Below are 13,472 nucleotides of genomic sequence, written 5' to 3'. Positions count from 1 at the left end.
ACTTGCGAATCGCTGAACTGCCGAATGGTCATCCTCCACACGAGAAGGCCGCCTTGCGGCGGCCTGTATTGGCAGATCTTGTTTTTCTCGGTGAGTCATTGCGCTAGTTGGTATAGACGGGCCCCACGCCCAGTCCCCAGACGATCACGGTGAACGCCATGATGGCCACCAGCACCACCAGACCCACCGCCAGCACTGAGCTGGAAAACAGAAAGCCTTCATCTGACGGAATATTCATGAAGGTCGGCAACCCGACATACAGTAGATACACGGTGTAGCAGATGGCGGCCGTGCCGACGATCATCCCCAGCCACATGTGCGGATATAGCGCTGCCAGCCCGCCGACAAACAACGGTGTCGCGGTGTACGTGGCAAACGCCACGCAACGGGCCAGGCTCGGGTTGGCGTCATAAGTGCGGGCCATCCAGTGCACAAAGGCGCCCATGACCGCGACACCGCCGAGCATTGCCAGGTACGACATGACCGTCATCCAGATGGCGCTTTCAACGGTGAGCATGACCGGCGCGCGGTTGCCGATCACCCAGCCGACCTGCGTGGTGCCGATGAAGGCCGACACGGCCGGGATTGCCGCCAGAATCAGCGTGTGCGTGAGATACATGTGGCTGATGCTTTCCTCTTGGTCGCCACGGATTTCCTTCCATTCCTGATCGGGGTGGGTAAAAAGTCCCACTACGTGATGGATCATGCCAGTCACTCCTCTTGTTATTGCCGTCGCCCCCCAGCGGAGCGCTTTCGGGCCAATGAGGCCGAGCAAATTCAGGTCTTCAGATGTATGCGACCTTATGTCGCAGTATAGAAAGGTCTTAACCGCACAGGCACTAGGGGCTTAGAGCAAATTGCGCTGTAAACACGGGGCTTAATCGCCGCAGGGTCTTGGCATCAGCTCTGTTTTATCTTTGAAATACATTTGTGGTGAGGGGATTTATCCCCGATGGGGTGCGGAGGAGCCCCAAAACCTCAGAACTCTATTTTCCCGATACTTCCCGTTGGATGGCTTGACGACTGCTGCGCAGCCGATCGGGGATAAATCCCCTCGCCACAGAGGGCAATGCAGACCTCGGAAGAATGGGACAGACCCGCGGCCCTTCGCCCCCACGACGTTTTTGCGTAAAATGCCCGCCTTTCGTCACACCTCACGGATTTCGCGTCATGGGCACTCTTACGGTCAACCAGAACAAACTGCAAAAGCGCCTGCGCCGCCTGGCCGGCGAAGCTGTTGCCGACTTCAACATGATCGAAGACGGCGACAAGGTCATGGTCTGCCTGTCCGGGGGCAAGGACAGCTACACCATGCTCGACGTGCTGATGCACCTGCAGAAGGTTGCACCGATCAAGTTCGAGATCGTCGCCGTGAACATGGACCAGAAGCAGCCGGGCTTCCCCGAGCACGTGCTGCCGGCCTACCTCAAAACGCTGGGCATCGAGTACCACATCGTCGAGAAAGACACCTACTCGGTGGTCAAGGAGCTGATTCCGGAAGGCAAGACCACGTGCTCGCTGTGCTCGCGTCTGCGTCGCGGCACGCTGTACACCTTTGCCGACGAAATCGGCGCGACCAAAATGGCCCTCGGTCATCATCGCGACGACATCGTCGAGACGTTCTTCCTCAACATGTTTTTCAACGGCAGCCTCAAGGCGATGCCGCCGAAGCTGCGCGCCGATGATGGCCGCAACGTGGTGATCCGTCCGCTGGCGTACTGCAACGAGAAAGACATTCAGGCTTACTCGGACTTGAAGGAATTCCCGATCATCCCGTGCAACCTCTGCGGCTCGCAGGAAAACCTGCAGCGTCAGGTGGTCAAGGAAATGCTCCAGGACTGGGATCGCAAGACCCCGGGCCGTACCGAAAGCATCTTCCGCAGCCTGCAGAACGTGGTGCCGTCGCAACTGGCCGACCGCAACCTGTTCGACTTCACCAGCCTCAAGATCGACGAAACCGCGGCGTCGCGCTTCGTCAATGTCGTGAACCTCTGACGGTTTCGGCAGCTCTGACTTACGGCGCTTGCGGGCGCCGTTTTTATTTTCATTTCAAGGAGAGGGCATGCGCGATTACAAGTGGCTGCACGAATACTGTCTGAACCGCTTTGGTTCAGCGGCTGAACTGGAAGCCCATCTGCCCGTTCCCAAGACCCCGGCACAACTGCGCAGGATCAGCGACGACCGTTACCTCTCGACCATGGCCCTGCGTGTGTTTCGCGCCGGGCTCAAGCACAGTCTGGTGGACGCCAAGTGGCCGGCCTTCGAAGAAGTGTTCTTCAAGTTCGATCCGGAAAAAGTCGTACTGATGAGTGCCGAACATCTTGAGCGGCTGATGCAGGATGCGCGGATTATTCGTCACCTGGGCAAGCTCAAGAGTGTGCCGCGCAATGCGCAGTTCATTCTGGATGTGGAGAAAGAGAAGGGCAGTTTCGGCGCGTTGATCGCCGACTGGCCGGTGACCGATATCGTCGGCCTGTGGACGTACCTGAAAAAGCACGGCCATCAATTGGGCGGGCTGTCGGCGCCACGGTTTTTGCGCATGGTCGGCAAGGATACGTTTGTACCGAGCTACGACGTGGTCGCTGCACTGAATGCGCAGAAGATCGTCGACAAGGCGCCGACCAGTCTGCGCGATCTGGCGATTGTGCAGAACGTGTTCAACCAGTGGCATGAGGAGAGTGGCGGGCGGCCGATGAGCCAGATTTCGATGATGCTGGCCTACACCGTCAATCACTGAGACCGCGTCGCCCCATTCGCGAGCAGGCTCGCTCCCACAGGGGGAATACATTTCAAATGTGGGAGCGAGCCTGCTCGCGAAGGCGTCAGATCAGGTGACGCTGATCTCGCCTTCACCTGCCAACTTGCGATTCAACTGGTACCGCCACCGCACATACAGCAGCGCCGAGCAGAACACCGCCAAACTCGCGAGCATCTCCAGCACACCAAACCAGTGTCGGTTCGGGTCATACGCCGCCAGTGCGCCTTTGATGAAGTACAGATTCACCACAAAACACATCCACGAATGACCGCGGGCACTGCCCATGATCATCGCCGGGGCGAGGACGAGCCACGGGATCAGTTCGACCAGCAGAATCACCCACGGTCGCGCGCCATGCAGGTCGGCGAATATCAGGTAGTAAGCGGCGAGCAATCCGGCTAGGGCAAAAAAGCTCAGCAGGCTGAGCACCCGCATCGCTTTTACCCGCGGCTCAAGCCACTCGACGGAGGGCAGGACTTTCGGCTTCTTCGCCACGTCAGCCCTCCAGTTTCTGTGCAGTCTTGGCCAGACGCAGGCCAAGCGCTCGGCACAGCGCCACTTCGTGCTGATCGAGACCGCTTTTGCCATCCGCTCCGGCGTGATGGCTGGCACCGTAAGGCGTACCGCCGCCCTGGGTTTCCAGCAGCGCCGACTCGCTGTAAGGCAGGCCGGTGATCAGCATGCCGTGGTGCAGCAGCGGCAGCATCATCGATAGCAGGGTGGTTTCCTGGCCGCCATGCAGGCTGGCGGTGGAGGTGAACACCCCGGCCGGTTTGCCGACCAGCGCCCCGGTCAGCCACAGGTTGCTGGTGCCGTCGAGGAAGTATTTGAGCGGCGCGGCCATGTTGCCGAAGCGGGTCGGACTGCCCAGCGCCAGACCGGCGCAGTTTTTCAGATCATCGAGAGTGGCGTAGAGCGCGCCTTCGTCCGGGATGTCCGGGGACACCGCTTCGCACTCGGTGGAGATCGCCGGCACGGTGCGCAGACGCGCTTCCATGCCTGCCTGCTCAACGCCGCGAGCGATCTGCCGCGCCATCTCGTTGGTCGAGCCGTTGCGGCTGTAATACAGAACGAGAATGTACGGCGCGCTCACGGCAGCAACTCCAGGATCTGCTCAGGTGGACGGCCAATGACGGCTCTGTCGCCGACTTCAAGAATCGGACGCTCCATCAGCTTGGGATGGGCCGCGATCGCTTCGACCAATTGTTTCTCGGTGAGACTGGCGTCAGCCAGGTTCAGGGTTTTGTATTCATCTTCCCCGGTGCGCAGCAGTTGTCGCGCAGTGATCCCGAGTTTGCCAAGCAGGGCCTTGATTTGCGCGGCATCCAGCGGGGTTTCGAGGTAGCGTACGACCGTCGGGGTCAGGCCGCGGGCTTCAAGCAGTTCCAGTGCGCCGCGGGATTTCGAGCAGCGCGGATTGTGATAAAGCGTCAGATCGGTCATGGCGGGTCGCTTCTGGCGTAAAGTGGCGGCTATTCTAACTGTGCAGCGCGCAATCCAGAACCTTCAGAGGCGATGGGTCGCAGGCGCATTCAAATTTTCACAAGGAACACGACATGACACGGCGATTGGCAGAAGCATTGACGATAATCGGGGCGTTGATGCTGGGGGGCTGCGGCAACGACTATGGCATTGACCAGAACGGTCAGAAGGTTGCGTCCGAGCGCCTCGACAAACAATGGGTGGTGCTCAATTACTGGGCCGAATGGTGTGGACCGTGCCGGACCGAGATCCCGGAACTCAATCATCTGGCCGATGAGCTCAAGAGCAAGAACGTCGGTGTGTTCGGGGTCAACTTCGACAACGTGCAGGGTGAAGAACTGAAGAGCGCCAGCGAGAAACTGGGCATCAAGTTCACCGTGCTGGCGCAGGATCCGGCGGAGCTGTTCGACTTGCCGCGCAGTGAGGCCTTGCCGGTGACGTACATCATCGACAACAAGGGCAAGGTGCGGGAACAGTTGTTGGGCGAGCAGACGGCGGCGGGAGTGATGGCGAAGCTAGAGGCGTTGCAGTCGACCCAGTAGGTCATGAAAAAAAGATCGCAGCCTTCGGCAGTTCCTGCATGGATTGAGTACACCTTGTAGGCGCTGCCGAAGGCTGCGATCTTTTTTGTGGCTGAATGATCAACCCTCTTCCAGCCACCACCGCAAAGGCTTGCCTTGGGCCGGCCAGAAGCGCATCTGCTCGATCGGCGAGATGTCCCAGCGCTGCACGCCTTCCAACGCTTGCAGGAAGCGTTCTTCCTGCTCCATCAACGCCGGCGCGCACAGCTTGCGAGTCTTGCCGATTTTGCCGAAAGTCAGCTTGTCGCCATCCAGCGTGTACGGCGCGAACCAATGGTTGCAGCCGCCGTTGCCGTAGGCGCGACCATCATCGCCGAGGGTCACGGTCAGATGGCTGTAATCCATCAATGGCCGCTCGCCGATCCACTCCAGAATGTAGCTGCGGTTCTGTTGCAGTTGCACAGGCTCTGCGGCGCAACCCGCCAGGCCAACACCGACCAGAACGGTCAGGGCAAGGCGTTTCATCACGCAGGCTCCTGGCATTTCGGGCACAGGTGCTTGTCGCCAACGGCTTTCCAGCCCAGCTCGGCGATGCGCGCAGTGGCGGCCGGTTTTTCTGCGTTTTTACCCAGTTTGGCGTCCACGGCGAATTCAAAGCTGAGCTCTTTGGCGCAGCTGTCGCAGTTGACCTGCCAGGTATGAATGGCCAGTTCGCCGAACACCGGGCCTGTGGTCATCGCGGTCCATTGGCCCGGCGGATTGATCAGGTGGCGGACGGTTTCGACGGTCAGGCGCATGGACAAGTCCTTGCTGCCTTTGAGGGTGACCAACAGGGCGTCACCGATGCGGATCGAGCCACCGTTGCCGGTGACCTGATAGCGGCCCGGAACGAGGGCGCGGCATTCGGTGAGGGTGTGTTGCGGGTTCATCAGGTTGTAGCGGAAATCGTGTTCGACCATGGGTCCTCCAAATATGCGCGACATGCTAGCACGGGCCACGTTGCAGAATGATGTGCGCTTGCGACCTTCGATCCGGTTCAAATCGACCGGCGCACATGGCAAACTGCCGCCCTCGACTCTGAAGGAACGGAACATGGCGCTGATCGAATGTTATGAATGCAAGCGGAGCATCAGCTCCGAAGCCCAAGCGTGTATTCATTGTGGAGCTCCGATGGCGGAGCAGCCGGCCCACGCACAAGCGCAGGCAGCAGCGGCACCGGCTCAGGCGTCGACGATTTCCTTCGGCAGTCTGCCGCGTAACCGGGCTGTGCCCGAGGCGGTTGTCCCTCACGCGCCAGAGCCTTTACCGAAAGTCATGCCGGCCGCAGCGGGGCGTCGGCGTCGGCAACAGGCCGAAACGGTTGCGCCGCAAATCAATGAAGATGGCAGCCGTCCGGTGGAAGGCTGGCTGAAGATCATGGTGTTTCTGCTGCCGATGGTGTTCGTCTGGTTTCTGCTGCGCAGTGGTCACTCGGCGAAGCAGCGTTTGTTCGGCTTCGGCTGGCTGGCGCTATTGATTCTGGCGTCCTCACTGTCGCCGAAATAAGCGTCAACCCTCGACTTGGTTCTGCGGCGACCCCGCCGCCCAGGTCGCGATGTTGTGCAGGGTGGTCGCGGCAATCGCGCCCAGCGCCTCGTGGGTCAGAAAGGCCTGGTGCGCGGTGATGATCACGTTGGGAAAGGTCAGCAAACGCGCCAGCACGTCGTCCTGCAATGGCAGGTCGGAACGATCCTCGAAAAACAGCTGCGCCTCTTCTTCATACACATCCAGCCCCAGATAGCCGAGCTGACCGTCCTTCAACGCGTCGATCAGTGCTGGCGTATCGACCAGTCCGCCGCGACCGGTGTTAATGAGCATGGCACCCGCTTGCAGGTGCGCCAGTGAATCGCGGTTGATCAGGTGTTTGCTCTGCGCGTTGAGCGGGCAGTGCAGGCTGATGATTCGCGACTGCGCGAGCAATTCCGGCAGGCTCAGATAACGCGCGCCCAATGCCAGAACGTCGGGATTCGGATACGGGTCGTATGCCAGCAACTCACAGCCGAAACCGTGCATGATTTTCGCGAACGTGGCGCCGATCTGCCCGGTGCCGACGATGCCGACAGTTTTGCCCACCAGATCGAAACCGGTCAGCCCGTGCAGCGTGAAATCGCCCTCACGGGTGCGGTTGTAGGCGCGGTGCAAGCGACGGTTGAGGGCGAGAATCAGCGCGACAGCATGTTCGGCAACGGCATGGGGTGAGTAAGCCGGGACACGCACCACGGCCAGTCCCAGGCGTTTCGCGGCGAGCAGATCGACATGGTTGTAACCGGCCGAACGCAAGGCGATCAATCGCGTGCCGCCGGCGGCCAGACGTTCCAGCACCGCAGCACTGAGGTCGTCATTGATAAAGGCGCAGACCACTTCGTGTCGGTCGGCCAGTGCCGCGGTGTCGAGACTGAGCCGGGCCGATTGAAAGTGCAGTTCGAGACTGGCAGGGCAATCGGCGCCGAGGAAACTGTCTCGGTCGTAGGTCTGGCTACTGAAAACGATCGTACGCATGACATCCTCCTTGAACATGGACTCGGGTGGCATCACCCGAGTCCACTGTAGCCGGATCGGCGTTGGCCGGCATTGCGCTGCGTCAGGCGCTGATCTTCGCCTGCGCGGCGAGGCGGTTGATTGCCCGCTCCAGCTCATCCAGCGCTGTCGACGCTTTCGGATCTTCCTGTTTGAGCAGGGTTTCACTGCGCTGACAGGCCGCACGCAATTGCGGCACGCCGCAGTAACGCGTGGCGCCGTGCAAGCGATGCACACGTTCAATCAGGGCATTCTGGTCGTGGCTGTCGCGGGCGCTGCGAATGGCTTCGCGGTCGGCTTCCAGCGAAGCCAGCAACATCGCCAGCATGTCTGCTGCCAGATCCGCTTTACCGGCAGCCAGACGCAAGCCTTCCTCGTGATCGAGCACCGGCAATTCGTTGCTGCCCGCCGCGCTGTCGCTGACCCGCTCCGGTGCCTGATTGCGCAAGGCCAGGCCGGTCCATTTCAGCACCACCTGCGCCAGTTGCCGCTCGCTGATCGGTTTGGTCAGGTAGTCGTCCATGCCGCTTTGCAGCAGCGCACGTTTTTCGTTGGCCATGGCGTGGGCGGTGAGGGCGACGATCGGCAGCGGCGTGCAATGCCGCTCGCTCTCCCACTGGCGGATGGTTTCGGTGCTCTGGCGGCCGTCCATGCCCGGCATCTGCACGTCCATCAGCAACAGATCGAAGGACTCGGTCTGCACAGCTTTCACCGCCGCATATCCGCTTTCCACGGCAAGCACTTTGGCGCCCATGTCTTCGAGCAGGGTCTGCACCAGCAAAAGGTTGGCCGGATTGTCGTCGACGCACAGCACTTTCGGCGCGCGACTCGACAGGGGTTCGCCGGGTTCGTTGCGTGGTTGGCGCGGGTTGGCCAGATCCGACAGCGCGCGGCGCAGTTTGCGCGTGCAGGCCGGTTTGGCCTGCAACTGGCTGTGGGGATTGGGTACCGACAAATGGAACAGCGTCTGCTCGGTGGTCGGGCACAGCACCAGCACTTTGCAGCCGAGGTGTTCGAGATCCCAGATGTGCTGGTTCAGGCGCTCCGGGAGCATGTCGTTGCTGGTGATGCCGATGACCGCCAGATCAATCGCCTGATCGGTCTGGTGCGCGCCAGTGACGCCATTGGTCAGGGTTTCCAATGTATTGAACGGCGTGACAATGAGGCCACAGTCTTCCAACTGATGCTGCAAGGCCTGACGTGCCAGTTCGTGGTTTTCCAGTACCGCCACTCGACGTCCGAGCAGTGGCGCCGAAGGCAGGTCTTCGGCGTCGTCTCGGGTTTTCGGCAGGCTCAGGCTGATCCAGAATTCCGAGCCTTCGCCCGGCGTGCTGTCGACGCCGATCTCGCCGCCCATCTGTTCGATCAGACGCTTGGAAATCACCAGCCCCAGACCGGTGCCGCCGGGCTGGCGCGACAACGAGTTGTCGGCCTGACTGAAGGCTTGAAACAACGCACGCACGTCCTGATTCGACAGGCCAATGCCGGTGTCCTGAATGCTGATGCGCAGTTGCACGCTGTCTTCGTGTTCTTCTTCGAGCATCGCCCGGGCAACGATAGTGCCTTCGCGGGTGAACTTGATCGCGTTGCTGACCAGGTTGGTGAGGATCTGCTTCAAGCGCAGCGGGTCACCGACCAGCGACAGCGGCGTATCGCGATAGACCAGACTGACCAGCTCAAGCTGCTTGGCATGAGCGGCGGGGGCGAGAATGGTCAAGGTGTCTTGCAGCAAGTCGCGCAGGTTGAACGGGATGTGGTCGAGCACCAGTTTGCCGGCTTCGATTTTCGAGAAGTCGAGGATCTCGTTGATGATCCCGAGCAGGCTGTCGGCGGACTTTTCAATGGTGCCGAGATAGTCGAGCTGGCGCGGGGTCAGTTCGCTTTTTTGCAACAGATGGGTGAAGCCGAGAATGCCATTGAGCGGCGTGCGGATCTCGTGGCTCATGTTGGCGAGGAACTCGGATTTGATCCGGCTCGCCTCCAGCGCCTCTTTACGGGCCAGATCCAGCTCGATGTTCTGGATTTCGATGGTTTCCAGATTCTGGCGCACGTCCTCGGTGGCCTGATCGACGCTGTGCTGCAATTCTTCGCGGGCGTTCTGCAAGGTACCTGCCATGCGGTTGATGCCCGATGCCAGTTCATCCAGCTCCTGACTGCCGAGCGGCGGCAGGCGGGTTTCCAGATGACCGTCCTTTAATTGCGCGACGGCCTGCTTGATCTGGCCCAGCGGCCGATTGATCGTGCGGCCCATGCGCAAAGCGAGCAGCGCGGCACCGGCCAGGCCTGCGGCGATCAGCAACAGGCTGGCGAACAGGCTGCGATAACCGCGCAGCAGCATGCCGTTGTGCGACAGCTCCAGTTCGACCCAGCCGAGCAGGCGCTCGGACTCTTCGGGGATCAGTTCGCCGGCGAGGTTGCGATGCTTGCCGAAGACCGGCATCAGATAACGGGTCGCGTCATTGCCGCTGCGCCGTTGCAGGTGCGCGCTGTCACCGCTTGGCGCCTGATTGAGCATGGTCGGGCCGGCGTGGGCCAGCGGCGTGCGATCCGGCGCAAGGAAAGTCACCGCGCGCATGTCCGGTTGTTCGAGGGACTGGGTGGCAATGCGCTCAAGCAGTTCGCTGTTGCCATGGCCCATGGCGGGCGCCACCAGCGGCGCCAGTTGCTCGGCGATCATCTCGCCGCGCTGCATCAATTGGCTCTGCAAGTCGGCCTGCTGCGTCCAGGTGAAATAACCACCCAGCACCAGCGCCATCAGGCTGGTCGGCAACAAGGTCAGCAACAACACGCGACCTTTGATTCCCAGTTTCTTGAGCACGCCTATCTCCTGCATCCCGCTGATCTGTTGACTCATGCGTGCATCCGGCACGCGACATGGGCGCAGTGTAGCGATTTGCTCGCAGGCAATCTCCGGAAAAATGGTGACGTTGTCGGTCCTTGTGCAGACGCGCGTTCGTCCGGCCGCTCAACCATGAGTTGCCCGATGCCAGGCAATCTTGAATAATCGCGCTCAACTGAGAATGACTTGCAGATACTCATGACTCCTGTTTCCGTTGGCCAGCCACGCATACTTTCCATTGAGGACGATCCGATCCTCGGTGCCTATGTTCACGAACATCTGGGCCGCAGCGGCTTTCAGGTGACCTGGTGCCAGAACGGTCAGGAAGGCTTGAGCATCGCCAAACGCCAGCCTTTCGACGTGGTGTTGATGGATATTCTGCTGCCGGGCCTGGACGGTCTGAACGTACTGACGCAATTGCGGCAGAGCCATTCGACGCCGGTGCTGCTGATGTCGGCGCTCGGTGCCGAGGCGGATCGCATCAGCGGTTTTCGTTTGGGAGCCGACGATTATTTGCCCAAGCCGTTCAGCATGGCTGAGTTGCATGTGCGCATCGAAGCGATCCTGCGCCGGGTGGCACTCGACCGCCGCCCGGCTGCCATCGCCGTGCCAGTGGCGACAGGCACACTGCATTTCGACGATGAGCAATGCGACGTGTTTTTCCGTGAGCAAGCGGCCGGCCTGACCCGCAGCGAATACCGTCTGCTGGAAACCCTCAATCGCAACGATGAAGAAGTGCTGAGCAAGGCCTTCCTTTATCAGCACGTCCTGCAACGCGGTTATGCGGCCCATGATCGCAGTCTCGACATGCACATCAGCCAGATCCGCCGCAAACTCAAGGCCATTGGTTACACCGAGCGCGAGGTGCGCACGGTGTGGGGCAAGGGTTACGTGCTGAGTGGCGCTGATGAAAGTGTCTGAATTGCCCGGGCGCCATTCGCTATTCTGGAAACTCGCCTGTCTGCTGGTGGCGTTCTGTCTGCTGATGATTTGGCTGAGCTGGTCGTGGGGCCGGTATATGGAGGAGCGCAACCAGTTCCTCTCCGATGAAGCTCGCGGCACCCTCACACGTTATGCCGCTGAAGCCGAGCGGGCGTGGCAGCGCGGTCAGCGTGACGGCGTCGATAGCTGGTTGCAGAGCATGGAATTGCGCGAGGCTGCTTGGGTCGGTGTGATTGGCGGTAATTTGCAGTCGCTGAGCAATGAGCCGCTGAACGAGCAGGAAGTCCAGCGCCTGACTTTTTTGCGTGGGCTCGATTGGCCGATTCACAAACAAGGTCGGCCATGGCTGCGTATCCCGTTTCCCGAGGAACCGGCCGCCGGCAGTCTGGTGATCGAATTGCCCGAGCGCTTCTTGCCGGGCAAGTATCGAGTGTTCTGGCGGGTGATTACCAACGGCGTGATTCCCGGTCTATTCACCCTGTTGCTGTGCGTCGGCCTGTATCGCTTGCTGGTGGTGCCGCTGAACAACTTGCGTGAGCAGGCCAACGCCTGGCGCGCCGATCAACTGAATGTGCGCCTGTCGAGTGGCATCACTCAGCGACCGGACGAACTCGGTGAACTGGCCCGGGCGTTCGACTCGATGTCCGAACGCCTGCAAAGCACCGTCGCGCTGCAGCAGCAATTGCTGCGCGACCTCTCCCATGAACTGCGCACGCCACTGAGCCGATTGCGCGTGGCCAGTGAAAGTGAGCAGGGGCTTGTGCAATTGCGCGAGCGCATCGGTCGCGAGGTCGACGGCATGCAACGGCTGGTCGAAGACACCCTGCAACTGGCCTGGCTCGATACCGACCGCTCGCCACTCCCCGACGAAGCGATCCAGATTCAGGCCCTGTGGGAAATGCTCACCGAAAACGCCTGCTACGAAAGCGGTTGGCCGAGTTTGCAATTGCAGTGCGCGGTCGACTCGTCGTGCTGGGTGCGCGGCAATCTCAATACGCTGGCGCAGGCGCTGGAGAACATTGTGCGTAATGCCATTCGTCACTCGCCTGAGGGCGGGATCGTGCGTCTGGATGGACGACGCGATGGCGATTACTGGCACCTGTGGCTGGAGGATCAGGGGGGCGGGGTGGCTGACGGGGACCTGGAGCGGATATTTTCGCCATTCACTCGACTGGACGGCTCGCGGCCGGGGGATGGCGGGTTCGGGTTGGGGTTGAGCATTGCCCGAAATGCGGTGCAGCGCCAGGGCGGGATGTTGTGGGCGGACAACAGCGGGGCGGGGTTGCGGCTCAATTTGCGACTGCTTGCTGATGACAGCGCTGTCAGTCCCGACACCATCGCTGGCTTGCCAGCGATGAGGCCAGTCGCATCGCCTCAACTCAAAAGTCTCACCGCTGGTGAGACTTTTGCTGCTTATTCCCATAAACCATAAGCACCGCACTTTGCGTGATATGGCCTGCGCGGGTTTGCCGGTATGATAGGCGCCCCCGCACGTCTGGATTGCGAATACGCCATGACCCTGCAGTACCCAACCATCGCCGATTGCGTCGGCAACACTCCGCTGGTGCGTTTGCAGCGCCTGCCCGGTGCCACCAGCAACACCCTATTGCTCAAGCTCGAAGGGAATAACCCGGCGGGTTCGGTCAAGGACCGTCCGGCGCTGTCGATGATCACCCGTGCCGAGTTGCGCGGGCAGATCCACGCTGGCGACACCTTGATCGAAGCGACCTCGGGCAACACCGGGATCGCCCTGGCGATGGCTGCCGCGATCAAGGGTTACAAGATGATCCTGATCATGCCGGACAACTCCAGCGCAGAGCGCAAGGCGGCAATGACCGCTTACGGTGCCGAGCTGATTCTGGTCAGTCAGGAAGAGGGCATGGAAGGCGCTCGCGATCTCGCCCAACGGATGGAAGCCGAAGGCCGTGGCAAGGTGCTCGATCAGTTTGCCAATGGCGACAACCCTGAAGCGCATTACACCAGCACCGGCCCGGAAATCTGGCGCCAGACCCAGGGCACCATCACCCATTTCGTCAGCTCCATGGGCACCACTGGCACCATCATGGGCGTTTCGCGCTACTTGAAAGAGCAGAGCGACACCGTGCAGATCGTCGGTCTGCAACCGATGGAAGGCTCGGCCATTCCCGGCATTCGCCGCTGGCCGCAGGAATACCTGCCGAAGATTTATCAGGCCGACCGCGTCGACCGCATCGTCGACATGGCACAAAGCGAAGCCGAGGACGTCACCCGGCGTCTGGCTCGCGAAGAAGGCATCTTCTGCGGCGTGTCCTCGGGCGGTGCGGTGGCAGCGATGCTGCGCCTGTCCAAAGAAGTTGAAAACGCGGTGATCGTCGCGATCATCTGCGACCGTGGC

At 60.9% G+C, this 13,472-nt stretch carries 15 protein-coding genes; 7 read left to right on the top strand and 8 right to left on the bottom strand.

Annotated features, from left to right (window positions below; translation table 11 throughout):
- Positions 1 to 103 precede the first annotated feature (103 nt).
- Complete coding sequence (locus ACIOVB_RS21645; RefSeq protein ID WP_007917515.1) at positions 104 to 706, bottom strand: Yip1 family protein; 603 nt, start codon at positions 704 to 706, stop codon at positions 104 to 106.
- A 464-nt stretch (positions 707 to 1,170) separates the two neighbouring features.
- Between ACIOVB_RS21645 and ttcA the strand changes: the two genes are divergently transcribed.
- Together ttcA and ACIOVB_RS21635 are read left to right on the top strand one after the other, a co-directional pair.
- On the top strand, positions 1,171 to 1,995 hold the full coding sequence (gene ttcA, locus ACIOVB_RS21640) for a tRNA 2-thiocytidine(32) synthetase TtcA (protein WP_187680901.1): 825 nt from the start codon (positions 1,171 to 1,173) through the stop codon (positions 1,993 to 1,995).
- Between the two features lie 67 nt (positions 1,996 to 2,062).
- Positions 2,063 to 2,737 carry a DNA-3-methyladenine glycosylase I gene (locus ACIOVB_RS21635; protein ID WP_187680902.1) on the top strand — a complete coding sequence of 225 codons (675 nt, stop codon included), beginning with the start codon at positions 2,063 to 2,065 and terminating at the stop codon, positions 2,735 to 2,737.
- Positions 2,738 to 2,827: 90 nt separating this feature from the next.
- Here the strand turns inward: ACIOVB_RS21635 and ACIOVB_RS21630 are convergent, their stop codons facing one another.
- The 3 genes from ACIOVB_RS21630 to arsC are packed head-to-tail and all read right to left on the bottom strand — an operon-like array spanning position 2,828 to position 4,201.
- Positions 2,828 to 3,253 (bottom strand): DUF2069 domain-containing protein, encoded by a 426-nt coding sequence (locus ACIOVB_RS21630; protein WP_401271208.1) that lies wholly within the window; start codon positions 3,251 to 3,253, stop codon positions 2,828 to 2,830.
- 1 nt (position 3,254) lies between these two features.
- Positions 3,255 to 3,851, bottom strand: coding sequence for an NAD(P)H:quinone oxidoreductase (gene wrbA / locus ACIOVB_RS21625; protein WP_187680904.1), 597 nt, complete (start codon positions 3,849 to 3,851; stop codon positions 3,255 to 3,257).
- Positions 3,848 to 4,201 carry an arsenate reductase (glutaredoxin) gene (gene arsC, locus ACIOVB_RS21620; protein ID WP_401271205.1) on the bottom strand — a complete coding sequence of 118 codons (354 nt, stop codon included), beginning with the start codon at positions 4,199 to 4,201 and terminating at the stop codon, positions 3,848 to 3,850. The genes wrbA and arsC overlap by 4 nt, the downstream gene beginning before the upstream one ends.
- A 113-nt stretch (positions 4,202 to 4,314) precedes the next feature.
- On the opposite strand from arsC, the gene ACIOVB_RS21615 reads away from it, so the two are divergent.
- Complete coding sequence (locus ACIOVB_RS21615) at positions 4,315 to 4,782, top strand: TlpA disulfide reductase family protein (RefSeq protein WP_401271202.1); 468 nt, start codon at positions 4,315 to 4,317, stop codon at positions 4,780 to 4,782.
- A 99-nt stretch (positions 4,783 to 4,881) separates the two neighbouring features.
- On the opposite strand, the gene ACIOVB_RS21610 is transcribed toward ACIOVB_RS21615, so the two are convergent.
- Together ACIOVB_RS21610 and ACIOVB_RS21605 are read right to left on the bottom strand one after the other, a co-directional pair.
- The gene (locus ACIOVB_RS21610; protein ID WP_187680907.1) at positions 4,882 to 5,286 is read right to left on the bottom strand and encodes an META domain-containing protein; all 405 of its coding nucleotides are present in this window, start codon (positions 5,284 to 5,286) and stop codon (positions 4,882 to 4,884) included.
- Positions 5,286 to 5,720, bottom strand: a complete 435-nt coding sequence (locus ACIOVB_RS21605) for a hypothetical protein (protein WP_401271200.1) — start codon at positions 5,718 to 5,720, stop codon at positions 5,286 to 5,288. The genes ACIOVB_RS21610 and ACIOVB_RS21605 overlap by 1 nt, the downstream gene beginning before the upstream one ends.
- A 133-nt stretch (positions 5,721 to 5,853) precedes the next feature.
- Here ACIOVB_RS21605 and ACIOVB_RS21600 point away from each other — a divergent pair, with 133 nt between their 5' ends.
- A complete protein-coding gene (locus ACIOVB_RS21600) occupies positions 5,854 to 6,306 on the top strand; it encodes a hypothetical protein (protein WP_401271197.1) in 453 nt (150 codons plus the stop codon).
- A 3-nt stretch (positions 6,307 to 6,309) separates the two neighbouring features.
- Here ACIOVB_RS21600 and ACIOVB_RS21595 read toward each other — a convergent pair whose 3' ends face one another.
- Together ACIOVB_RS21595 and ACIOVB_RS21590 are read right to left on the bottom strand one after the other, a co-directional pair.
- Positions 6,310 to 7,299 carry a 2-hydroxyacid dehydrogenase gene (locus ACIOVB_RS21595; RefSeq protein WP_401271195.1) on the bottom strand — a complete coding sequence of 330 codons (990 nt, stop codon included), beginning with the start codon at positions 7,297 to 7,299 and terminating at the stop codon, positions 6,310 to 6,312.
- Positions 7,300 to 7,381: 82 nt separating this feature from the next.
- Positions 7,382 to 10,135, bottom strand: a complete 2,754-nt coding sequence (locus ACIOVB_RS21590; protein ID WP_401271240.1) for a response regulator — start codon at positions 10,133 to 10,135, stop codon at positions 7,382 to 7,384.
- A gap of 219 nt (positions 10,136 to 10,354) precedes the next feature.
- On the opposite strand from ACIOVB_RS21590, the gene ACIOVB_RS21585 reads away from it, so the two are divergent.
- From ACIOVB_RS21585 to cysM, 3 genes are all read left to right on the top strand, one after another.
- Entirely contained in the window at positions 10,355 to 11,077 is a 723-nt protein-coding gene (locus ACIOVB_RS21585; RefSeq protein WP_401271193.1) for a response regulator transcription factor, read from the top strand.
- The gene (locus tag ACIOVB_RS21580; RefSeq protein WP_401271190.1) at positions 11,064 to 12,530 is read left to right on the top strand and encodes a histidine kinase sensor domain-containing protein; all 1,467 of its coding nucleotides are present in this window, start codon (positions 11,064 to 11,066) and stop codon (positions 12,528 to 12,530) included. The genes ACIOVB_RS21585 and ACIOVB_RS21580 overlap by 14 nt, the downstream gene beginning before the upstream one ends.
- A gap of 81 nt (positions 12,531 to 12,611) precedes the next feature.
- A partial coding sequence (gene cysM / locus ACIOVB_RS21575; RefSeq protein ID WP_401271238.1) for a cysteine synthase CysM occupies positions 12,612 to 13,472 on the top strand: 861 nt, incomplete at its 3' end.

Source organism: Pseudomonas sp. NPDC087639 (assembly GCF_044743385.1).
In the GTDB taxonomy this organism is placed as follows: Bacteria; Pseudomonadota; Gammaproteobacteria; order Pseudomonadales; family Pseudomonadaceae; genus Aquipseudomonas.
This window is presented reverse-complemented; position numbering and strand designations above follow the sequence as displayed.

Coding starts and splice junctions, on each gene's coding strand:
- ACIOVB_RS21635 (WP_187680902.1), top strand. CDS start 2,063: ATGCGCGATTACAAGTGGCTGCACGAATACTGTCTGAACCGCTTTGGT.
- ACIOVB_RS21615 (WP_401271202.1), top strand. CDS start 4,315: ATGACACGGCGATTGGCAGAAGCATTGACGATAATCGGGGCGTTGATG.
- ACIOVB_RS21595 (WP_401271195.1), bottom strand. CDS start 7,299: ATGCGTACGATCGTTTTCAGTAGCCAGACCTACGACCGAGACAGTTTC.
- ACIOVB_RS21610 (WP_187680907.1), bottom strand. CDS start 5,286: ATGAAACGCCTTGCCCTGACCGTTCTGGTCGGTGTTGGCCTGGCGGGT.
- ACIOVB_RS21580 (WP_401271190.1), top strand. CDS start 11,064: ATGAAAGTGTCTGAATTGCCCGGGCGCCATTCGCTATTCTGGAAACTC.
- ttcA (WP_187680901.1), top strand. CDS start 1,171: ATGGGCACTCTTACGGTCAACCAGAACAAACTGCAAAAGCGCCTGCGC.
- ACIOVB_RS21605 (WP_401271200.1), bottom strand. CDS start 5,720: ATGGTCGAACACGATTTCCGCTACAACCTGATGAACCCGCAACACACC.
- arsC (WP_401271205.1), bottom strand. CDS start 4,201: ATGACCGATCTGACGCTTTATCACAATCCGCGCTGCTCGAAATCCCGC.
- ACIOVB_RS21600 (WP_401271197.1), top strand. CDS start 5,854: ATGGCGCTGATCGAATGTTATGAATGCAAGCGGAGCATCAGCTCCGAA.
- ACIOVB_RS21645 (WP_007917515.1), bottom strand. CDS start 706: ATGATCCATCACGTAGTGGGACTTTTTACCCACCCCGATCAGGAATGG.
- ACIOVB_RS21585 (WP_401271193.1), top strand. CDS start 10,355: ATGACTCCTGTTTCCGTTGGCCAGCCACGCATACTTTCCATTGAGGAC.